Genomic DNA, 19,832 nt, shown 5'->3' on the forward strand with positions numbered 1-19,832 from the left:
GAAGATTAGTCGAAAAAAGTAACCGTGTTTTCATGTTGCTTGTAGTTGATTTCCAGCAATCCGGCTACCACCTGAAGAAACTCGTCGGCATTATTCGCCTGAAAGGACCCGGTAACCGTACGACTGGCTACCTGTTGATTTTTCAATACGACGCGCAGGTTATACGTATCCCGTAGAAGATCGGCGATTTCGCGAACGGGGGTGCTGTTAAAAACAAAGCGGTGATCGCACCAGGCCGTACTAACATTCGGCTGGGTGGTGTGATTTTGCGTTAGCTGGCCTGATGGGTCTATGTTGACAAAATCTCCGGGCGTCAATTTTAGTTGACGAACCGGTTTGGCTGGACTGCTGTAATTTAACTGGATAGCCCCTTTGCTCAACACAACCTTAGTGCCCCCCGGCCGGTCATAAATATTAAATTCGGTGCCCAGCACAACCACTTCGACGCCCCGATCTGTGTTAACGATGAACCGTTGGTGGGTGGCTGTATGGCTGATGGCGAAAGCAGCTTCGCCGGTTAACCACACAGCCCGCGTTTTATTGCCGAAACCGAAGCGAGGTATCCGAAGCGTCGAGTGGGCGTTTAAGGTCACACGCGATCCATCGGGGAGTGTTAACCGCCGGGTTTCACCGAAAGCAGTCTCAATGGTTCGGTAAAGTAATTGTCGTTGACCCGAATAAAGTCCTACCAAAAGGCACAGAATGACGGCTGCGGCTACCAACCAGCGCGGGTCAGTAGGTAAAGGACGTATGCGGCCTTGACGGGATTCGACCGATGTAGGTTGTTGCTGCTCCCAGGTGTCAATTCGATTCATGAGCGTGTGCAGAGCCGCGTCATCGTTGGCGAGGTATTGTAGGTGATGGCGTTCCCATTCATCTAGCCAGGCTACATACTGCGTCTGGTTAGCCGGTTGCTGCAACCAGTCGGCTATCATCGTTCGTTGCAGGGCCGTTGTGCGACCAGCAAAGTGCTCGATCAGCATTTCTTTTGTAATAGCCTGATTCATAAGGCAACAAACGTTTTTGCCGATGCTGTGGAGCTCGGTAGGTTGGATAGTGGAGTAACGGGAAAGAGTATCAACCAGAAAAATAGACCCAGTTGAAGCGTCCGGCGTAGTTGAGTCAGCGCCCGACTTAAATGGGCTTCGATTGTTTTCGGAGAAATCTGTAATTCATCGGCAATCTCGCGGTGCTTTTTCCCTTCGAACCGACTCATCACAAATACGCGCTGGCATTGGGGAGGGAGTAACCGCACGGTTTCTTCAATACGCTGGGAGAGTTCGGTATATTGGAGAAGTTGCTCAGGGTCCAGAGAGTCGACGGATTCCAGTGCATTTGCTTTAATCTGGACCGAAATGGGCTCTTGCTGAAACTCCTGCCGCAGATGGGTGTAGGCCCGCTTTCGCACGGCTGCATACAGGTAGGATTGGTAGGAAGTTGTAATGTGCTGGTGCGCCTGATTTTTCCAGAAGCTAAAAAAAACCTCACTGACAAGGTCTTCGGCTATCGTGCGGGAATGCACAAAGCGTACCGCCTGGCTACACAGTGTTCGGTGATACCGCCGAAACAGCAGTTCAAATCCCCGGCGGGCGTCTTCTGTAAATGTCTGTCGAATCAGAAATTCGTCGTCAACCACAATTGGATCCGCATCCGGTTTGCGGAATAGATTGGTGGAGTCAGGTTTAGTCGGTAGATTCTCGGACATCAACAGAAGCAGACAAACGTGGCATGTATAGTACTAAGTCTGCAAAATCGGGTTTATCCCTTAGTCGATTCGAAGATTTTTTTTTATTATTCCGTTACCATCTAAAAAAGCCCACATTTAGTCATTGATTAATCTAGGGGATGTAATGGGCTTTGGCTTGACTCTCCTCTACTTTTTTCAAACCAGCTACTCCTTTTTAATCACGGTTACGAACGGAATTGCTGTGTAGATATGGCCATCTTTCGTTTTAAAGCAAAATGAGTTACTTGCTCAATGCCAGAAAAAGGCTTGAAACTTCATCCATTTACGCGGTCACAGGGCGAAGTTTCAGTTTTATTGGTCCACCGTTGACTTTTTTGTGTGTTCTCTTAAATTTTCGCACATATTGCAATGATGAACTAAACCAGCTCGGCTACTACCCAAATTTTTATCTGTAATGCCCAATATATCCTTTGTGAAACGATCTCCAGGGCTTCTCTATGGCCTTGTAGTCGCCCTGTTGCTGGGCGCAGTTGGTTTCGCTGGCACATTCGATAGTGCCAATTTTCAACGTTATTATTTTTTAATACAGGTGCTGGCTCTGGGCATCGGGCTACTGCATCTATGGTTAAGCCCCCGATTTGCTCCGGCAATATTCGACACATTTGGACGGGGTTTGCTGGGCACCCTATTGGTACTCCTGCTGGGCATGGGATTTACGCTGGTGCTCTACCATCAGACGGGCTACCTGGGTACTCGCTGGCCTTTCGTGACCAGTTTACTGCCGTTTGTTATTCCATTTGTAGTCAGTCAGGCATATCGCTATTATCTACAAATACCGCCTGCCAACTATCGGAAATGGTATTATCCGATCAATGGTGACATGCCCGATTTGGACTTACTCGACCTGTCGAAGATTTTGGTGATCCAGTTTGAGTTTCACAAAACTCCTGATGACGCGAATTTCACGAATTTCAAGGCGAAAGCCCCTGTTGCGATGACGCTCGGTGACCTGTTTCTGGTGTTTATCAATGACTACAACGAGCGGACACCCGCCAGCCCGATTCACTACACCTCCACAACAGACCAACCGTATGGGTGGGTATTTACAAAAAAAGCAGCCTGGTGGCAACGCCCTGTTTACCTCGATCCAAGTCTGGATTTCAACCAGAATCAGTTGATCGACAACGCCACCATTATTGCCCGCCGGGTATAGTAGACCTACTCGTTATTATGCCGGGTTCAATGTATTTCCGCCATCGAACCCGGCACGCTAAGACTGACTACCAGGTACTTTCGTGGGTAGCGCCCCCAACGGTAATTTTTCGCGCGGAGATATTTAAGCTCAGTGTCATGGCGCTGCTGCTTGTCGAATTAAAACTCTCCGAATAACCAACGCAGTAACCATCCTCAAACTGTACTTCCTTGAATGTTGAGTCCTGATCGATGCGTTTGAACGTGATGCTGCCGTTGCTTTTCTTGTAAGGGTCTACCATCCAACCCATTAACCCATCTTGGTCGTTGGCCGCAACTTGCACAAAAATATTACCTCCCTGAACGTTCGATGCAGGTCGGCCTTTCTCGTCAGTAGACTGTCCGAAGGAGTAGTTACAACTCATTACATCGTAGTCCTGGCCATCAATTGTAAACTGTGCACTAAATGAAGACATGGTGATTTAACTTTTAAGGGTGACATTATATTTATTACTACGTGTTAATTCAGTTTAATCAAAGCGGCCTGCACCTCAACCAGTGCATCGCCGTTTAGCTCGACCATTGCGCCTTTTAATTTTAGTGACGCATTCGCTTTTAGTTCAGCGGTAGCATCAGCGCTGATTTTCACGTCGGGAGCACCGACTTCAACACTTGTTCCGCCGGTGAGTGACGCTTTAGTCTGCCCTTTCAGCGTTAGTTCATTACCAGCCTCCAGCACTAGATCACGTTGGGCTTTCAAGTGTATCGTGTCGCCTTCAAGCTCAATTTTTCCGGGCGTTTTTAGCGTTATTTTCCCATTTTCGGCAAACTCCAGCGTCAGTACCGTATCCGTATGGTTGACATTCGTAATCTGAATCTGCTCTTTACCAGACTCCTCCAGAAACAAAAGTTGATTGCCGCCCTTTGTCTGAATTGTCTTTTGGTTATTATCCGAATAGGTGTAGTCTACGCCTGACTTTTTCGGGTACAAACTACCTATGATATAAGGATTTTCCGGGCGGGTAGCCTCGTAGCCAACCATCACATGAGCGTCGCGCTCGGGCACGAACAAGATGCCCTCACCAGCGCCGGTATAGGCCGAACTGACTCGCAGCCAGTCCGATTCTTTATCGGCACCGGCCCACATAAATTCTACCTTTACCCGGCCCAGTTTATCCGGATCGTTGTTATCGCATACTTTAGCCAGTTCGGACTGGGCAACCGGAGCGCGGTAGTGCGGGTTTTTGGGGGGATAAGTCACTGATTCGGGGACCGCCCGGAAATGGTTCTGGTAATTGCCGCTACCATCTACCTCGTGGTTAATGTCGGTAATGCGGTACTTTCCAAAACTTTCTTTCGAATGCTTATCGCGTTTCAGCACCATACCCTGCACGTCGATGACGCTTCCCACCAGCAAGTTTGGCACCTCGCCATTCCCGCTGAATGTTAGTAATCCCGTCGCACTGACAGACTTCTGCGTTTTTACAACTTCGTCCAGTTCACTCTGTCCATAAAGGGGCCATCCGGCTACCTGCTGGCTGGCTTGGGCAAAAATCTCTTCTGACTTTTGCAGGGCGAAGCTCCCGAACTGGCCCAGTCCGCTAACCGACTGGCTGGCCGACTGACTGGTGTACTGCGTCGGCTGGCGATAGTCGTGGGCAGTCATGGTTTGTTGCGTTGGCTGCAGGCCAATGGCTAAAGAAAACATCTGGATTCCATCTACCGAAAAATCGACAGCATTTCCCGACTCCGGTGGACCCATCCGTAACTCGCGCCCGTCGTAATAAAACCATTCCCCGTGTTCAGCTGTTAGACGATTAAGAAACTCGAAATTCGTTTCGTCATACTGGACAGCATAGCGTATGTCGCCCGTACTGCGGGGCTTCAGTTGTCGGCGCAGCAGGTTGCTCGGATAGGGGTCAAGTACGGCCTCGGCAATCCGTTGCAATGAGTGTTGCAGAAACGTTCGGCGTACCCGACTGTCTTCCAGCACAATAGTTGGGCTGAACCCTTTCAATACAAACCCGTTCGAGAGGTCGGAGGTGTTCATCAACGTAATTTCTGTCACAATACCCTTGAACGCGTAATTGAACGAATCGTTGTCGTTGGCCGGGCTAAGCGACAGCGTAATCGTTTTACCGCAAACGTCCTGATGTGCCTGGTGGAAAAAGTGTTCCGACGCATCTTCCAACACCGAAAACGGCACCCCAATCTCGAACGAATGGTGCGTATTCAGGTGCTGGTCAATCCGCAGATACGTGTAGTGTTTCATCTCTTTCCCCCCTTCGAGTTCAATCTGAACCTTTACTTGTCGTGCCATAGTCGGGCTTTTTTACCGCCATTGATTATCATGCTTCGTACCACCGATTTTCAGCACTGCCGGGCTAATGCCAATCTCAATTAGGTAAGAGCCCGGCAGCATCTGATCGGCGGTGTTGGTCGGTGCCACACGCTCGGCATAGTGCACGCAATACGCCTGTTCAAACGCCAGTTCTTTGAATTTTGACTGCTCGTCGATTCGGAAAAATGTAATCTTACCATCGAGTCGTTTTTGGGCATCAGCAGCCCAGTTGGTCAGTGTTTCGTCATCGCTGCCCGCGAGTTGCAATTGAATCAGGTGCGTCCGAACACCAGAACTGGGCTTGCCGCTCTCATCCGTTGCCTGATACAGTCCATACGAAGCCGTCAGCACAGAAAATGTCTTTCCTTCAATACTCAGTTCTGCGTTGAATGACGCCATTTTGTTGGGTTGCTATTCGGCTGTTTTGCCGTCAGATGCGTTCTGCTCATGGCCAGTTTTTCTCGACAGAAACCTGCCCAATCTTCAGTTTCTGGGCCGAAATTGTAATGGTTGTGGTCATGGGTTGAGCGGATTGTGTTCCGTCGAACCGCTCGACATAATCCACACAGAACGCATCCTCAAACTTGATTTCCTTTAATGTGGCGTCTTCATCGGTGCGGTAATACCGGACGCTGCCACCAAGTGTTTTATGCGGATCAGCCATCCATTCACTAAGTGTGTCGTCCTCTGTAACATCCATTTCCAGCTTAATTTTTCCACCCTGCGTTGTAGATGATGGCCTCCCTACGGCATCTATGGTCTGGGAGATTTCCAGCCACAGTTGCCGTATGGGGTAGGTATTGCCATCAACTGAAAGCTCAGCACGAAAGGACATTTTTGTTAATCAGCTAATGAGGTATAGAGACTGCAAGCCAGACTTCCATCCGGATTCGCTAAAACCAGCGGACCATTCCACAATTGATCGGGATCCCATTTTAGTCCCGCCAGACCGCCCTGAATATCTGTGGCAGCATAGACCGGCTTATTAAGAATCCGAGCCAGAGCAATCATGAAGTTTTCGCCAGCCACGCCACTTGCCACCTGACAGCCGCGCAGTTCAACGCGCCCACCAGACGTGAACAAGGGTCGTAGTTGTTGCAAGATTGGCCGGTAATCCTCCAGATTAGAACTCCACATGGCCGACCCTTCATCAACACCTTCCTGCGCATTGGCACCGGCAGCAATCAGTTGACCCCCCGACCAGCCATGCCCCCAGATAGCGAGCAAGCGCATCTGCCCCGAGGATACCTGCTGTCGAATGTCTGACACCATCTGAGCAATGCCATTAGACATGCCATACATCTCGATAATAACCGGGGTGATGCCATTCGCCTTTCCTGAATTCCGCACTCGTTGCCGACGATCAGAACCCAGGTTACTGTCCGTCATATCAAACACATGCACATATTGAGGCATAATTGTATCCGTTTACCTATTGTTGCTGGGCGTAATCCGATTTCCACTCAGCCGAATCCGGATCGTCGCCTTTTTGTCCGTCGAGCTTGATTAAAAACGACTTAGCGGGAAAATACGGTACCATATGAATGTCCAGATAAATGCGGTCTTTCTGTTTGGGGTCTTGCTCAAAGCGCAGAATCTTGAATTTTTCAATGAGCTTACCCGGACCCGTAATTTTATCCAGAAAGCGCACAATCTGCTTCTGAATGTCCATGCGCGTATTGACGTTGAAGTTTTCAAACGCCCGGCGATTCAGGAAGTCAATCAGCACTTTGGTGATGTAATCGAAAACCCGGACGACGGAGTACGTTTGCAGACCGATATTATCACCGTTAAAAAGTGTCTTTGCCGAGAACGGCATCACTTTTCCGTATTCGGCGACCATAGGAATCAGACCAAGCCGTTCCAAACTGGCGATCTCACTCTTTTTCAGTGGGAATGCCACCCCATCGACATCATTCAGCGCCCCGTACTTACGGCCCGCCGTTACCTGAGACATCAGGGTGTTGTACACCTTACCCGCCAACGCACTCGACGCGGGTACGTGCAAATCTTCCTCTTCACCCACCTCCTGAAATTTACCCCGCCCAACAAGCCAGTTGCAGGCCATCATGACGTTAGAAAGATAGGGGTCGCTGCCGGTCATGTTAGCAGCCTCAAACAGGTCAAGGACATCGCCGGGGGCGTCTAAGTGCTGGAAGTCGGTAAGCATCATCACCTTGTGCTTGTAGGCGATTCTGGCCCATTTGTCTACAACTTTGCGCGAGCCCAAATAGCCGGGTAAGGCTAGTATCGAGTAGTTATCCTTCAGGTCGAGCCGATCATAATTACGGGAAAACTCCTCGTTTACGGCATCCAGGAAGAGCGTATTATCAAGATCGGTCAGTTGGTCGATCTCGGCGTTCATAATGCTGACATTACGTACTTTGTCCTGCTCCGTGTTAGTGAAAAAGTTAGCCACCGAGCGGTACGAGCGTTCCAGATCACGCGTGGTCTCGAAGGTGCGCCGGAGATTTTCGTTGAGCAGTGTCTGGGCGGCTTCTGACTTCGATTGAGCCTGCTGCACCATGTCAGCAACTGTATCGGCACCATTGAGCAGATCGAGTATCAATTGCAGACGCTTCTGTAACTGGTCGCGTTCATCCTGCTTAGCCGTTTCGGTCAGAAATATTTTTTTACGCGCTTTCTTCTCGGGGTTAAGGTTCTGAGTGCCTTCCAGCGTAGTTTCTACAATACCGAAACCGCCGTAGCGAATCAGTTTCGTGCTACTCGTTTCGAGCGAAGGGGCTTGGGTGTTTTCGGCTGCTTTTTCGGCGGCTGCTGCGGGTTTATTTTGTGCTTCCATAGCTTTTTCTGTTGATTGATGTCAAACTAACTTTTCGCTTCTTCCAATTCACGGATCATTGCCTCGATAGCAGACATATAGGCCGCCTTTGCCTCCGGATTTTCGAGTACCATTTTCAGGATTTTATTCGACTTCAACTGTTTGACGTACCGCTGGGAATCTTCGTACGTCGTGTTCAGCTCCTGTAGATAATCACTCTGGGCGATGATCCCTTTCCGACCGAAGTCGCCCAACGATCGGAAACGCAGCGTTTCGCTGACCGAAGACCCTTCCTGGGTTTCAAACTCTACTTCCTGCTGCGGCTGGAAGTGTTCGAATACCTCACTAACTGTTTTCAGCCCTTCGACAATGTCTGGGCGGAGGGCCGCATCAGCCGTCAGTTTTTCAATGAGTAATGTTTTGTTCTGGGGGATATCAACAATACTTTCGTTGACGTCGAGCTTGCGCTCCTGTCCACCGATTCCGTAGTCAAACATAGTTTATATAGTTAAGTAAAGGATTGAAATTCAGTATATTAATAATTGTAGGCTATTGGTCAGGACTACTATAGCCCCTATGTATTGTCTACTTATTGCCGAACAGTCGTTGCTCCGCCTGGCAAAACATTGGCCTGAACAATAGTTGTCCATATTGGAAAACGTTGCCCTACGTAGGGTACGGAAAATGTTACGCTGTCGCTGCAAAAAATAGTACCGCCCCCGTGCCGCAGTGCAGATGCTCCAACGGCCTGTAAAAATTGCGATCCATTAGTTCCTTCGCCTACGTTGCAGCCCCAAAATTCGACCTGCGCTCCATATATCAGAAATTGTTCGCAGGCAGTATGAATGATACCAATATTGGTTCGGTCGAAACCACCGCCCGGAAAATGAACGTAGCCGGGAGCCCCATGAGTTAGAAAAATCAGGTGGCTAATGGACAAATCCCGTCGCCCAGCCTGCTCAATAGCACCCGCCACCTGGTTAGCACTAGAGATGGCAGCCATGCGCGAATCAGGATTCGTCTGGGCGCAGTAGCTGGCAACGAGGCTATAATCCGCACAATATTCAGCGGCATAGCCAGCCCGGCGCTCCATGTTATCCTGCCAATCGTAGAGATATAATTTCACTGCCATGCGTTCCTGTCGTTTACTTTATGAGCCGAATTTGTGAGTCAGTTTAGCCACCAACCAGAACCGTTGGGAAACCCACCACAATGCTGCCACCGTGGGCGGTCATATCGCCCATACGGGCTGCTGGTTTACCACCGATCAGTACTGTAGCTGATCCTTTTATGATGATATCGGGCGGGCCAACGCAGGTGCATAAATCGCCCATGGTAGCCGCCGGTTGCCCGCCAATAAGCACGGTTGGAACACCCGGACCCATAATTGGCCCGCCAACGTGCGGAATTGGCACCACGGCGGGCGTAACCATCGGGCAAACATGCATATCCATTAGGCGAGCGGCTGGCTGTGACATAGGGTTGCTTGAGTTGTGTTATACATTTTTATAAAGGTTTCGGCTGTCAATGAACAGTTATTGATAATACGCTATTGGTTGCACATTAATAGCCTGTAGCTGAGAAATGGCCATAATTACAGCGCTGGTTAGTAGGGGCCGGTCTTTATTTCCCCAGGGATTATTCATCCAGCAAGTGCCACCATTAATGGCCGAATCGATGCCCGTAATAACTACTGCATGCATAGCACCCGGTGTTGCAACAGGTCCCCATCCGGGTCCATACGGGAAGCCGGCACATTGGTGGGTAAGGATAACAGGACCACAGTTTTTTAGAACATTCTCCAATTCTGAAGCGGTCGTATTAACGGCTACGGACACAAATCCACGGCTACTTAACTTCTCGTAATAATCAGTCCACTGCCCATTGTACTGGTTTGGGATGGACGAGTTGCTGGGATCAAATCCACTGGCAAAATGCCCAACGCCTAATGAGTACCCTAAACGTTCGCTGGAGACCATTGCCATACAGGTCACCCAGCATATAGGATTGGCGCTCTGTGTCACTAAAGGAACATCGTATGTAACCCTTCCCATAATCTAAGTATTTACAAGTGAGATACTTGCTCACTTTCCATGACTTTTTACTGTTCATAATACACTAGTGCCGTGTCCTGAATCAGAACCTGGCTGACTAGTTTCCGATAGCGGCTGGCTTGTGCTCCATACCACGGATCGTTCACGGATATGTATTGCCCATCTGTACCGGTGAGTACAACGCAATGTCCACCATTCCCGCCCGGCCAGTAGCCACAATACATGACTGGGCCGTTCTGTTCCATCAAATTCAGAAGTCCCTCTCCTGTAAGGGTAGCCGCCAAAACACTGAAGCCCAGATCTGTCGCGATTTCTTCAATCTCTTCTGTAGAGGTGCCATCGTTTTGGGTATAAATAGCCATCGCATTTGCATGGGTCTCAATATTGCGCAGTTGGTTGACCGTTACACCCTGATTGCGATGGTAAAGTGTCAGCATTTTAAAACTGGTCCACCAGCATAGATTGCTGTTGGGTTGCGACAGACCGGGAACCTGATAAGAGACTGAAGCAGCCATTGGGTAAATGTTAGTTTGATGCGGTTAATGCAAAAAGATTATGGGTCAAGGACAAAGCAAACAGGCATAATAGTGAAGCCGATGCCGGGTGCTATATAGGTGTCGCCGATGATACGTCCGGCGGCTACCGTGAAAGGCGGAACGCCAAACAAGACTATAGCTGCACTCCTGCCGTTGGGCTTTCCGGTGTTATCTTTAAAGTCTATACCTCCGTACGCACCCGATATAATTAGCCCCGTCCGGGCTGAACTGAAATCGTCAAGAGTCAGGATTTTGAACGGCTTGGTGGCGATAGGCCCGACGCCCGCACTGTACATATCCGGCGTAGAAAACGCACCGCCTATAACCGGCAATGGGCCTTTACTTGTTGTCAGGCCACCACCTACGTAGAACATCTCATGGACAATGCCGTCTGGGTCGTTCTTATCTTTAATGTAAAAAGACCCTTTCCCGGCGGCAAAAACCAAGGCGTCAAACTCAATGCCTTCCGACGTATCGAAGATCCATGAGGAGGACGACCAACTTCGACCCATCAGCCAATCAGACAGAAAATTAGCCATCTATAAGTATAATTTAAGTTCGTTCTAGTAGCCAATGCTTCTCACCAGCTACTGTATGTTCGGTTCAGGCGCTCCGTTAGTATATCCGCGAACCCCGTTCTGTAGGCTTCTGAAGGCCAGGGAATACTGGTTTTCCCCGTTTGTTCATATAAACCATAGTTTAACCAGTCAATATGGATGTGCGTCATGTGCAGGTCGCTCTCCGTATACGGACTGCGGGTTCCAAAACGGTCGTATTGAAAGTTCATGTAGATAATGCTGTACCATTGCATCTCCGGTCGACATTCCAGAAACGCTTCAATAATTTCTGATGCCAGTTGTTTTTCACTCTCCCGGTTAGCAAACAGAATCAGGTCCAGGGCCAAACCCGCATCATGCCGGTTGAGTGTACCATCTTTTTTCCACTGAAGCCGGGGCAGGGGTGCGCCGTTTACCTCCACGTATGTTTCGGTTAGTAAAGACACGTTGTCGAGTAGTACCTGCGCCAGTGTTCTGACAGCCGGGCAGGGCTTGTTTCCTTCGAATGTCTGCAACCCTTTGCAGACGCCTAATCCCGTGCAGGCACCCATAGGAATTTAGTTTTTGGTGTAAATCAGTTTCCAGTGTTTATTGCTCAAATCGTTCGAGGATGGTTCCGCCGGGAGCGAAATACAGGACACGGACAGCCCCCCACAAATGAACCACGTGCCCACTAAATGGATTGGATAATCCTCCTGATGTCCAACCGGTTACCTGCCCACCATTCAGTCCCAGCAGGGTCTCGCCAAATCGTTCCAGAAACCGCCAACCGGTATCCCCTTCGGCCACATTACAGCCATTGAAAACAATACGCGCACCATTTGGAAACATCCGTTCGTAGCCCCGGTTAGCGAAGAAGCTATTCACAACCGTATGATCGATTGCCGATGCACCCAGATAAATCCGACCCGGTGAGCCGTGTGTTTCGACCAGCAGGCGGTCTACCGACGTATTGGCAGCAAGCAGATCATCAAGGGCTTTTCGCATGTCGCTGAAACTGTTTACCGGCTTCCGAATACGGTCTTCGTCGCGGGCATCAGCTCCGTTGGATACCGAATTGTCGAGGCCTAAGCGCGTTGACGGATTTCCGTCATAGATATGGACCATCGCCATGATTATACCACTGGTTGTAGGTGCACTTCCTCTGTCCGATAGCTCCAATTAATCTGACCATCAGTCAGATTAACTTCTACGACCGCTCCCTTTCCTATTTCTCCCGCTACAATCATCCGCGAAATGGGACGACGAAGCTGATTTCGAATCACACCCTTTAGTTGCCTGGCACCATATTGGGGCGTAAATTCCGATAGGGCTAAGTGTTGCCGAGCTTCTGGAGTAAGTTCGAGGGTAATGCCCTGCTTCGCTAGTTGATCTGCCAGACCGCGCAGGTGCAAGCTGAAAATCCGAACCGCATTTTCCTCTGAGATAGGCGCAAACGGCACAATCTCGGTTAGGCGGGCCAAAAACTCCGGTCGGAAGTTATGGCTCATCGACTCCATCAATTCCGTAGTGGTGGGGATTTGGCCCTTCCCAAATCGCTCAATCACCAACTGACTGCCGATATTCGAGGTAAACAGGACAACCGCATCGGAGAAGTCACCTTCTTTTCCAAGCCGATCGTGTAGCTTGCCTTCGTCGAGGATTTGCAGGAAGATGTCAAAAACCGACGGATGCGCTTTTTCGATCTCATCGAAGAGTACCACGGAGTACGGTTTCTCGCGGATTTTATTTACCAGCAAGCCACCCTCTTCATAGCCAACATAACCGGGAGGAGCGCCGTAGAGCAACGCGGCAGAATGTTCTTCCTTAAACTCCGACATATCGAAGCGAATCAGAAACGACTCATCATTGAACAGGAAATCGGCTAATGATTTGGCTAACTCGGTTTTCCCCGTACCAGTCGGTCCCAGCAAGAAGAATGAGCCGATAGGCTGACCCGCTTTCGTCAGGCCGGAGCGGGCTTCCAAAATGGCATCAGCTACGGCCTTTACCGCATGGTCCTGACCAATCACCCGCTTTTTCAATACCTGATCCATCGCCAGTAATTTGTCGCGCTCCTGGCTCTGGATTTTACCCAGCGGAATGCCCGTTTTGTGCGATATTACGGCGGCTACATCGTGGCGGTCTACGGTTGTTTTCGGCGTAGTCGTCAGGGTAGTCAAGCGGCTCAATGTTTGCCGAATATGGTCAATTAAAGCCGGGACTGACTCGAGCGGGTTCGCTACCGATTCATCTTCGGGCACTGTTTCGGTAGCTAGGTTCGCCAGCAGAATCGGACTGATTTTGTTCCCTAATTCCTGATATAAATAGCGCAGATCGCGCAACGAGTCAATGCCATCGGAGTTAGCCGATAATTGGTCGAGTTGTTCGGTAAGCTGGGCCACCTCCGCCGGTGTTCGCTCGCTTATCATCCGAACCGCCGATAGCGTGCGGTCGAGCAGGTCAATAGCGGCATCGGGCAGACGGCGATTGCGGCTGTACCGTTTGGCTAGTATGACGGCTTCGGCCACGGCCTCAGTTCCAACAGTGAGTTGGTGGTGTTTTTCGTATAAAGGCACTAAGCGTTGAATCATCCGAATGGCCGTTTCAACGTCTGGTTCTTCTACGCGCAGCACGTCGAACCGCCGACTGAATGCTTCATCTGTTTCAATATATTTACGGTATTCGTCAAGCGTAGTTGCTCCAATAACCGTCAAATTTCCTTTAGCCAGTTCGGGTTTCAACAAGTTAGCAACCCCGGTGCCGAGCGGCCCCCGGCTATCCAGAAGCTGATGGATTTCGTCGATAAACAGGATGATTTTGGCGTCCTGTTTCAGCTCTTTCAGGATACTTTTCAGACGATCTTCCACTTCCCCTTTATATGATGCTCCGGCCACTAAAGCCCCTAAATCGAGCTCAAGTAACCGAGCGTTTTGTAGATGATCAGGCACTTCGCCAGCGACAATATTCAAGGCGAAACCATCGGCCAAGGCTGTTTTGCCAACGCCTGGCTCACCTACCAAAATAACGTTGGGTTTAGTGCGTCGTCCCAGCGTTTCTGTCATCATACGCACCTCGCGGTCGCGGCCCAGAATCGGGTCCAATCGTCCTTCGGCGGCCATGGCTGTTTTGTCCACGCAATAACGCAATAGGGCCTGCCCCGGCGCACCCGACGGGTTTGCTGCCCGCTGTCCGTTCTCTTTACTATCGGGAGCAACCGCCGTTTGTATGTCGGCATCGGCTAAGGCTGCCTGCATCAGTTCGGCTTGTGTCAGAGACAGACTGCGCAGTTGCTCGGCATTGAACGCTACGCCAGGCTTGAGCAAGGCTGCCAACACGCAAACGGGGTCAGTCTGGGGCTTACCCAACTGCATGGCTACCAGATCGGCCAATTCCATAGCCGTTTTTACCTGCTCATCGCCGGGTGGATTGGGCGATAGGCGGCTCGATTTTGGACTGGTTTCCATCCGTACCTCGGCCCACTCGCGCAGGTAAGGCACGTCCTGACCGATAACCGCCAGCCACGAACCGAGCCCAACCTCATTGTGCAATAGGCCCATGAACAAATGCGCCGGAGCGAACAATTCGTTCTGATATTCTTTGGAGAGAGCCTGGGCAATCTGGATAGCCCGTTTAACTTCTTCAGTGTACGCCATCGAAGTAGAGTTTAAGCGTCAGTCGGAACCTAACCGGCGTAGTTTATCATTAATTGTGGCAATGCGTTGTTTGGCGTCGGGCCGAGCGTTTTTTTCGAGCGTTTCTACGGCAAATTCATACAGGGGTCGTCGCCAGAGCGGGGGACGATTGGTGGCATCGGCTTTTTTCTCGCATCGGTCAATTATATCCATTTCAACGTCCGCCCGCGAAGCGCCGGTTGGAGCGACGGCAACGGTGGCTACTGGTGTACTGCCGGCGGCTTTTAGCTGGTCCTGAAGTTGAGTAATGCGGGTTTGGGCCGTTACCAGTTTACCGGAACATTCCTGAAACTGGGCCAGGTATTGAGCGCCCCCACCTCCTCCACCCGATGGCGCCGGAGCGGCTACTGGTGCAGCCGCCGCCGCTGGTTTGGCCGCCATAATTTTCAGCATTTCATTTTCTTGTCGAGTCTGCGTGAGAGCAGCCGTTAACTTGTCCATCTGGCTGGCATCAATGCCTTCTTTTTCCAGTACGTCGCGCAGGTAGCTAATGCTATTTCGGTAGGTGAGCACCGCATCATAAGCCCCAATGATTCCTCGGGAGAGTTGCTTGTTGAGGGGTTGAAGCTGTGCAGTGTCGGTTTTTAGTCCATTTACCTGTTGCTGAAGGCCGCTTTCTAAACCAGAGAGCTGAGATTTTAAGCTTCCCTTTTCAATGTCCGTCGCTTTCAGGTAAGCTTGATCGGTGGTTTGGAGCGTTTTGAGATCACCCGTTACCCCGTCCATTCGCTTCAATAGTTTCTGGGTTTGCTCGGTCAGGGTTTCATTGAGACGGGCATTTTCCTGCTTCAAGACAAAGTTTGGCGCGCTGAATAGCAGATACACAGCTAGCAGGGGCAAACTAAGTGATAAGCAATAAACGCCCATAAATCGGCCAAAAGCCTGCTGCCGTTCGGGTTTATTAAGTGGTTCCATGCTTTAAAAAAGAGGGTTTAACGGGTTATTGCCTGACGCATACTGATATTGACTTAAGAGACTGATAAACAGCTACTATATTGTTCACTTTACCCCAACGGACTCCATCGCGAACGAGGTTTTTCGGGAGGAGTTTCTTTTACTTCATGTTCAATGATAAAGACGTTTTGGCCTTTGCGTTTGCCAATGAAATCCAGCTGGGCGAATTTGTAAAACACGTTCGTTAGTGTTCGGTAAAACGTGTCTAATTCTGTAAGCAGCGTACCTAATTCGGTGTGCTCATAAGGTAATTGTAGAATGGCATTGAGTTGTGCTTCCAGAGCACCCGGTGTCAGGTCTGCCCATTCGCTGAGGTAACCAATGAACTCTTCGCGCTCGCGACCGCTCAGCATAGTCATTACCACCCGCACCGCCTGTACGGGCCGCAACAGTGTCTCTGCCAGTTGAACCGGTGATTCGTAAGGTAGCATCCAGCCAAATCGTGTACTTATGTCGCCCAGTATGAATGCTACCCGCTCGGCCATCAGTAACGTGCTGTTTAGCAGCGCATTCTTGGGATCTCTATCCTTCGTTTTTTGTAAAATTTTGTATGCACTGGTTTCCAGCGATTCCAGGTGCTTCCCAAACTGCTGATACCATTGTTGAAGTCTTGGCAGGCTATGAACCGACGTACAGGCGGGCAGGTACTCCATGTCCTGTTTCACCTCACCATTGTCGTAACGTATTCGGGCAATGATTAACTGGTAGCTAAGTTCGCCGGGGCGCACTTGCCCTGTCGGAACCACGTCGAGCCGGTAATCGGGCCGGGTATGCGGGTGGCGCGGGGGCGTTTCGGTCAGCAGGGGTTCGCCCGTTGGTATACGAGTGAACGGATCGACCGTCAGCAGCACGTCGAACGTTTGTAGTTTACCCGTTTGCAGTCCGTAGGTTTCAGCCAACGCAGTAAACGAGGTTGTGCAGATAAGCGCGTCCGTTGGGCTATGGTAGTCAATGCGGCCTCCGTGTGGGCTAATAGCCCGACAACTCCGAAGTTGCACCCGAATCTGCTGGTTAAAGTCGCACTGAATCTGCACGTCCAAGGCATTTTCGGCGGGAAGAATACCGTACCGGAACCTCGACAGACTCAACGCGTTGCTATCACGCAGTTGATCATGCATAAAGTTTTCCCACTCGGTAAAATGCCGACGGGCGATCTTCATGCCATCAATCCAGTTGACGGGCGGATATGTCAGTTCAGGCACAAGCATAGTAGACGGGTTATCAATTATATGCACGTCGTAAAGTCTAAGCGACCCATAGAGTCGTCGGTGGTGAGTAAAAAAGTATCGTCGAGAGTCGATGTATCCAGGTCGATGGCAATGGCGGTATCTAAGGGCACCAGATACCCCGTCAGCCACTCTAATAATCGCCGACCGTTGTGGTTTGGCAGATAAGCATCTACCCGGTCTGTTCGGTCGATATGTACGGTTATTCGTAAGAGCGGTTCCTCACTGCGCAGCCAGCCATCAAACACCGAATTGTCACCCAACTGCCACTGGCCCAGCGGGGCAGTGTTGACCTGAATGAACTCCCGACCGGGCGAATCAAGTTGCAAACTCACCCGCTCCTCCAGCAACTGCTCGAAGCAGGCAGCCATAGCGGTCAAGTCGCCCGTAATCCGGTGTATCACGGGTAGTAAATACAGCAGCCGTTTTTTCTGATCTGATGTTAGAAAGTCCGGCAAATCCCAGAACCATCCCAATAAGTCATCGGGCTGTTGGGTATCCGTATTGAGCGGATACGTCCGTTGTTCCTGCTCGATTCGAATGCGCTGCCGAAAAAACTCCTGTTCAATAGGCAGGAAAAACCGCCGGGCTGCCTGTTCCCGCTGGCGCTGGACTTGCATTTCAAGCAATACCGATTCCTTCGAAATTGACGGATCATCGGTGGTGGGCTGATGAAATACGCCCTCTGGCAACAGATCATACAGGCCGTTTCGATTCAGGTCAATCTGTAACCATCGCTGTGAGCCGTACTGCGACTCCACCCATTCTGTTCGGCTAATGTCGCGCCCAAATGCCCGCTTGAATGCTCCCACCGGATTCAGAATCAGGTCGTCGAGTGAAATACCGTCTTCGAGCATATCAGCCAGCACCACCTCCGCCCGAAAGTCAAGGGGCAGGTGGTTCAGGCGTTGGGCATATGCGTTTAGTGGTTCCATACTCGTGTTTTTCCGTTGGGTCAAAGGGGTTGTACAACAACTTGGTAAGGCAGAGCAGACACGGACTGAGCTTCCAGGTTAAGCTGTAACAGCCTGGCCTGTTGCTCCCAGTCAGCTGGCGAATAGTTACTCGCTGCCGACGCCTGGAGACTTACCCGGATACATCGTTCAAAGCCTTTTGTCAACACCGGGTCCACCCGAAAGGCGCGCTCGATATTTACAGACCGGAGGTGCTGACCTAGTTCGGCCTGACATACGGCCCGCACATCTTCAAGCGTTACGACCCGATTGCGGGTGAGCAGCGCACGTTTATACTGCGTGATTTTTTCCGATTCTTTTGGACGTTCCCGCCCACCAGCAGTGGCAGTTACTAAAAAACTGGATTCTTTGCGAATTGTGGCATCTGCGTAGGGACTTAGCCGACTACCAACCGGAAGCCGGTTAGCTGCTTCGCCGTCGCAGGTCCAGTATTCAATAAAAACCGTATCACCGGGTTGCTTTGGCTTGATAATCAAATACGGAATCGAATCGCGCCTACGGGTTTTCTGGTCTACTTTCGCTTCGAGCCGGGCCAGCGCCTGGTTCAACTCCCTAATCACCGACGACAGGAAGTCTTCACCCAACGCGGCAAACGATGCGCTTTCGTCACGGAGTAAATCCTGTAGATTGGTCAACGTCTGGCGGGCATCCCGGTCGTCGAAGCGGCTAACTCCATATTGTACCGTGTAGGTATCGGCATCCAGATCAAGTAAATTTCCGAGTGGAATGGATGTCAGTTGGCGGTCCTGACTGGTTCTGACTTCCCGCATGGCTAAAAAGCATCGCTCCGTCTCAAGCGGAATCATATTTAGGTTCTGCTGAAGCCTGTATGTGATTCGATGGAGTCTGCGGTTTATCACCGGAAAACAGTTTAATCCGCAAAAAACACTTGCTAGAACTTGCGGACTAACTACGTGCGGTAGTTGGATTTCCACCCACCAAAGCGGCTCCCGAAGTGTTCGTAAATCGCGCTCGGAAAACCACTGTCCAACCTGAGCCGGATACGCTTGCCGGGACGAACCAAGCGATTTGAATGCTAGGGCGGTTTCGACGGTCACAAAATGGCGTTCACAGGCTACCATAGCTTGTTTTTCCACCTTGTACATGACGTTGAATTCGCTTTCCAAGGGCGAATTTGGCTTCGTCTGTGCATCGTTGTCGGGTAAACCAGCCCGCACAGTTAGCGGCTGGCCAGCCAGTCGCCATGAACTGAGCGTAAGAATAGATTGGTAGCCGAAATGTCCGGCTTCGGCAGGCCAGTCGAAAAAGAATGATAATCCCTCCAGCGATGCTATACCATCAGCCAGTTCCAGACCTAACCACAGTGATTGGTAGGGTAATACGGGTGGTGTTCCCTGACACTGGGCTACGGGTGTTTTCAGATTAGCCTCATCTACCCGAAACAGGGTTTCAGTTGTGGCAATGTACCGGACGGCTCCATCAACTATCGGATACGTGCCAATTGGCGAAAAATAAGCTTCCTGAACCGGCGTATTCGCCGAGTCGGCACGGGAGGCTCCAGCTCGTTTGTGACACAGTTGCGTGGTAGCGGATAAGGTGGCTCGCGATTCAACGGGGCGTACCTGTGCAATGCCGAAGGCAGGCCGGGCCACGTCAGGCTCAGGATGCAGCACCTGCGCCAGTCGGTCGAGCAGTCGGGTTTGGGTGTTGCCAATTTCAACGGACACCCGCTCGAACTCCACCGCACAGGCTTCTATCAGCAAAGCCACGAGTGGATCGAAGCTATCAAGATCCGTCTCGGCATAGCCCCACAAGTCGGCAGCCCGGCGTAGCATCCGGTTTTTTACGCGCTCACGGGCAAAACCGTCCGAAGCAAGATCAGTAGCGGCCATTGT

The 19,832-nt window shown here is 50.7% G+C and carries 22 protein-coding genes; 1 reads left to right on the forward strand and 21 read right to left on the reverse strand.

The genetic code is table 11. The features are described from left to right. Positions 1-5 precede the first annotated feature (5 nt). On the reverse strand, positions 6-1,007 hold the full coding sequence (locus ACFS25_RS10345) for a FecR family protein (RefSeq protein WP_381499613.1): 1,002 nt from the start codon (positions 1,005-1,007) through the stop codon (positions 6-8). Then, positions 1,004-1,705 (reverse strand): RNA polymerase sigma-70 factor, encoded by a 702-nt coding sequence (locus tag ACFS25_RS10350; protein ID WP_381499616.1) that lies wholly within the window; start codon positions 1,703-1,705, stop codon positions 1,004-1,006. The genes ACFS25_RS10345 and ACFS25_RS10350 overlap by 4 nt, the downstream gene beginning before the upstream one ends. Before the next feature lie 436 nt (positions 1,706-2,141). On the opposite strand from ACFS25_RS10350, the gene ACFS25_RS10355 reads away from it, so the two are divergent. Further along, positions 2,142-2,900 carry a TssN family type VI secretion system protein gene (locus tag ACFS25_RS10355; RefSeq protein WP_381499617.1) on the forward strand — a complete coding sequence of 253 codons (759 nt, stop codon included), beginning with the start codon at positions 2,142-2,144 and terminating at the stop codon, positions 2,898-2,900. Positions 2,901-2,967: 67 nt separating this feature from the next. Here ACFS25_RS10355 and tssD (ACFS25_RS10360) read toward each other — a convergent pair whose 3' ends face one another. From tssD (ACFS25_RS10360) to ACFS25_RS10450, 19 genes are all read right to left on the reverse strand, one after another. Then, complete coding sequence (gene tssD, locus ACFS25_RS10360; protein ID WP_381499619.1) at positions 2,968-3,354, reverse strand: type VI secretion system tube protein TssD; 387 nt, start codon at positions 3,352-3,354, stop codon at positions 2,968-2,970. Between the two features lie 44 nt (positions 3,355-3,398). Then, complete coding sequence (locus tag ACFS25_RS10365; protein ID WP_381499623.1) at positions 3,399-5,198, reverse strand: type VI secretion system Vgr family protein; 1,800 nt, start codon at positions 5,196-5,198, stop codon at positions 3,399-3,401. Positions 5,199-5,210: 12 nt separating this feature from the next. After that, positions 5,211-5,618, reverse strand: a complete 408-nt coding sequence (gene tssD / locus ACFS25_RS10370; RefSeq protein ID WP_381499626.1) for a type VI secretion system tube protein TssD — start codon at positions 5,616-5,618, stop codon at positions 5,211-5,213. Positions 5,619-5,664: 46 nt separating this feature from the next. Continuing rightward, positions 5,665-6,054, reverse strand: a complete 390-nt coding sequence (gene tssD, locus ACFS25_RS10375) for a type VI secretion system tube protein TssD (protein WP_381499629.1) — start codon at positions 6,052-6,054, stop codon at positions 5,665-5,667. Positions 6,055-6,059: 5 nt separating this feature from the next. Next, entirely contained in the window at positions 6,060-6,635 is a 576-nt protein-coding gene (locus tag ACFS25_RS10380; RefSeq protein ID WP_381499633.1) for a DUF4347 domain-containing protein, read from the reverse strand. A gap of 16 nt (positions 6,636-6,651) precedes the next feature. Next, positions 6,652-8,022, reverse strand: a complete 1,371-nt coding sequence (locus ACFS25_RS10385) for a DUF5458 family protein (protein WP_381499635.1) — start codon at positions 8,020-8,022, stop codon at positions 6,652-6,654. Positions 8,023-8,048: 26 nt separating this feature from the next. Beyond that, positions 8,049-8,498: a hypothetical protein gene (locus ACFS25_RS10390; RefSeq protein WP_381499638.1), complete on the reverse strand. Its 450-nt coding sequence runs from the start codon at positions 8,496-8,498 to the stop codon at positions 8,049-8,051. Between the two features lie 92 nt (positions 8,499-8,590). Beyond that, entirely contained in the window at positions 8,591-9,133 is a 543-nt protein-coding gene (locus ACFS25_RS10395; protein ID WP_381499641.1) for a DUF4347 domain-containing protein, read from the reverse strand. Positions 9,134-9,176: 43 nt separating this feature from the next. Next, a complete protein-coding gene (locus ACFS25_RS10400; RefSeq protein ID WP_381499644.1) occupies positions 9,177-9,479 on the reverse strand; it encodes a PAAR domain-containing protein in 303 nt (100 codons plus the stop codon). A gap of 57 nt (positions 9,480-9,536) precedes the next feature. Beyond that, positions 9,537-10,055, reverse strand: coding sequence for a papain-like cysteine protease family protein (locus ACFS25_RS10405; protein WP_381499646.1), 519 nt, complete (start codon positions 10,053-10,055; stop codon positions 9,537-9,539). 47 nt (positions 10,056-10,102) lie between these two features. Next, entirely contained in the window at positions 10,103-10,570 is a 468-nt protein-coding gene (locus tag ACFS25_RS10410; RefSeq protein ID WP_381499648.1) for a papain-like cysteine protease family protein, read from the reverse strand. A 38-nt stretch (positions 10,571-10,608) separates the two neighbouring features. Then, positions 10,609-11,130, reverse strand: a complete 522-nt coding sequence (locus ACFS25_RS10415) for a hypothetical protein (protein WP_381499649.1) — start codon at positions 11,128-11,130, stop codon at positions 10,609-10,611. Between the two features lie 41 nt (positions 11,131-11,171). After that, positions 11,172-11,699: a hypothetical protein gene (locus ACFS25_RS10420; protein ID WP_381499651.1), complete on the reverse strand. Its 528-nt coding sequence runs from the start codon at positions 11,697-11,699 to the stop codon at positions 11,172-11,174. Between the two features lie 37 nt (positions 11,700-11,736). Further along, a complete protein-coding gene (locus tag ACFS25_RS10425; protein ID WP_381499654.1) occupies positions 11,737-12,261 on the reverse strand; it encodes a DUF4347 domain-containing protein in 525 nt (174 codons plus the stop codon). Positions 12,262-12,263: 2 nt separating this feature from the next. Beyond that, a complete protein-coding gene (locus ACFS25_RS10430) occupies positions 12,264-14,783 on the reverse strand; it encodes an ATP-dependent Clp protease ATP-binding subunit (protein WP_381499656.1) in 2,520 nt (839 codons plus the stop codon). Between the two features lie 18 nt (positions 14,784-14,801). Continuing rightward, the gene (locus ACFS25_RS10435) at positions 14,802-15,737 is read right to left on the reverse strand and encodes a hypothetical protein (protein ID WP_381499659.1); all 936 of its coding nucleotides are present in this window, start codon (positions 15,735-15,737) and stop codon (positions 14,802-14,804) included. A gap of 89 nt (positions 15,738-15,826) precedes the next feature. Next, positions 15,827-16,984, reverse strand: coding sequence for a hypothetical protein (locus ACFS25_RS10440; RefSeq protein WP_381499661.1), 1,158 nt, complete (start codon positions 16,982-16,984; stop codon positions 15,827-15,829). A 17-nt stretch (positions 16,985-17,001) separates the two neighbouring features. Continuing rightward, a complete protein-coding gene (locus tag ACFS25_RS10445) occupies positions 17,002-17,937 on the reverse strand; it encodes a hypothetical protein (protein WP_381499664.1) in 936 nt (311 codons plus the stop codon). A gap of 20 nt (positions 17,938-17,957) precedes the next feature. Further along, positions 17,958-19,829 (reverse strand): type VI secretion system baseplate subunit TssF, encoded by a 1,872-nt coding sequence (locus tag ACFS25_RS10450; RefSeq protein ID WP_381499668.1) that lies wholly within the window; start codon positions 19,827-19,829, stop codon positions 17,958-17,960. Positions 19,830-19,832: the final 3 nt, after the last annotated feature.

This window comes from Spirosoma flavum, assembly GCF_042686045.1.
GTDB classification, from domain to species: Bacteria; Bacteroidota; Bacteroidia; order Cytophagales; family Spirosomataceae; genus Spirosoma; species Spirosoma flavum.

What these genes read in the sequence shown, in the direction of transcription:
- ACFS25_RS10345 (WP_381499613.1), bottom strand. Translation starts at nt 1,007, where the DNA reads ATGAATCAGGCTATTACAAAAGAAATGCTGATCGAGCACTTTGCTGGT.
- ACFS25_RS10350 (WP_381499616.1), bottom strand. Translation starts at nt 1,705, where the DNA reads ATGTCCGAGAATCTACCGACTAAACCTGACTCCACCAATCTATTCCGC.
- ACFS25_RS10355 (WP_381499617.1), top strand. Translation starts at nt 2,142, where the DNA reads ATGCCCAATATATCCTTTGTGAAACGATCTCCAGGGCTTCTCTATGGC.
- tssD (WP_381499619.1), bottom strand. Translation starts at nt 3,354, where the DNA reads ATGTCTTCATTTAGTGCACAGTTTACAATTGATGGCCAGGACTACGAT.
- ACFS25_RS10365 (WP_381499623.1), bottom strand. Translation starts at nt 5,198, where the DNA reads ATGGCACGACAAGTAAAGGTTCAGATTGAACTCGAAGGGGGGAAAGAG.
- tssD (WP_381499626.1), bottom strand. Translation starts at nt 5,618, where the DNA reads ATGGCGTCATTCAACGCAGAACTGAGTATTGAAGGAAAGACATTTTCT.
- tssD (WP_381499629.1), bottom strand. Translation starts at nt 6,054, where the DNA reads ATGTCCTTTCGTGCTGAGCTTTCAGTTGATGGCAATACCTACCCCATA.
- ACFS25_RS10380 (WP_381499633.1), bottom strand. Translation starts at nt 6,635, where the DNA reads ATGCCTCAATATGTGCATGTGTTTGATATGACGGACAGTAACCTGGGT.
- ACFS25_RS10385 (WP_381499635.1), bottom strand. Translation starts at nt 8,022, where the DNA reads ATGGAAGCACAAAATAAACCCGCAGCAGCCGCCGAAAAAGCAGCCGAA.
- ACFS25_RS10390 (WP_381499638.1), bottom strand. Translation starts at nt 8,498, where the DNA reads ATGTTTGACTACGGAATCGGTGGACAGGAGCGCAAGCTCGACGTCAAC.
- ACFS25_RS10395 (WP_381499641.1), bottom strand. Translation starts at nt 9,133, where the DNA reads ATGGCAGTGAAATTATATCTCTACGATTGGCAGGATAACATGGAGCGC.
- ACFS25_RS10400 (WP_381499644.1), bottom strand. Translation starts at nt 9,479, where the DNA reads ATGTCACAGCCAGCCGCTCGCCTAATGGATATGCATGTTTGCCCGATG.
- ACFS25_RS10405 (WP_381499646.1), bottom strand. Translation starts at nt 10,055, where the DNA reads ATGGGAAGGGTTACATACGATGTTCCTTTAGTGACACAGAGCGCCAAT.
- ACFS25_RS10410 (WP_381499648.1), bottom strand. Translation starts at nt 10,570, where the DNA reads ATGGCTGCTTCAGTCTCTTATCAGGTTCCCGGTCTGTCGCAACCCAAC.
- ACFS25_RS10415 (WP_381499649.1), bottom strand. Translation starts at nt 11,130, where the DNA reads ATGGCTAATTTTCTGTCTGATTGGCTGATGGGTCGAAGTTGGTCGTCC.
- ACFS25_RS10420 (WP_381499651.1), bottom strand. Translation starts at nt 11,699, where the DNA reads ATGGGTGCCTGCACGGGATTAGGCGTCTGCAAAGGGTTGCAGACATTC.
- ACFS25_RS10425 (WP_381499654.1), bottom strand. Translation starts at nt 12,261, where the DNA reads ATGGCGATGGTCCATATCTATGACGGAAATCCGTCAACGCGCTTAGGC.
- ACFS25_RS10430 (WP_381499656.1), bottom strand. Translation starts at nt 14,783, where the DNA reads ATGGCGTACACTGAAGAAGTTAAACGGGCTATCCAGATTGCCCAGGCT.
- ACFS25_RS10435 (WP_381499659.1), bottom strand. Translation starts at nt 15,737, where the DNA reads ATGGAACCACTTAATAAACCCGAACGGCAGCAGGCTTTTGGCCGATTT.
- ACFS25_RS10440 (WP_381499661.1), bottom strand. Translation starts at nt 16,984, where the DNA reads ATGCTTGTGCCTGAACTGACATATCCGCCCGTCAACTGGATTGATGGC.
- ACFS25_RS10445 (WP_381499664.1), bottom strand. Translation starts at nt 17,937, where the DNA reads ATGGAACCACTAAACGCATATGCCCAACGCCTGAACCACCTGCCCCTT.
- ACFS25_RS10450 (WP_381499668.1), bottom strand. Translation starts at nt 19,829, where the DNA reads ATGGCCGCTACTGATCTTGCTTCGGACGGTTTTGCCCGTGAGCGCGTA.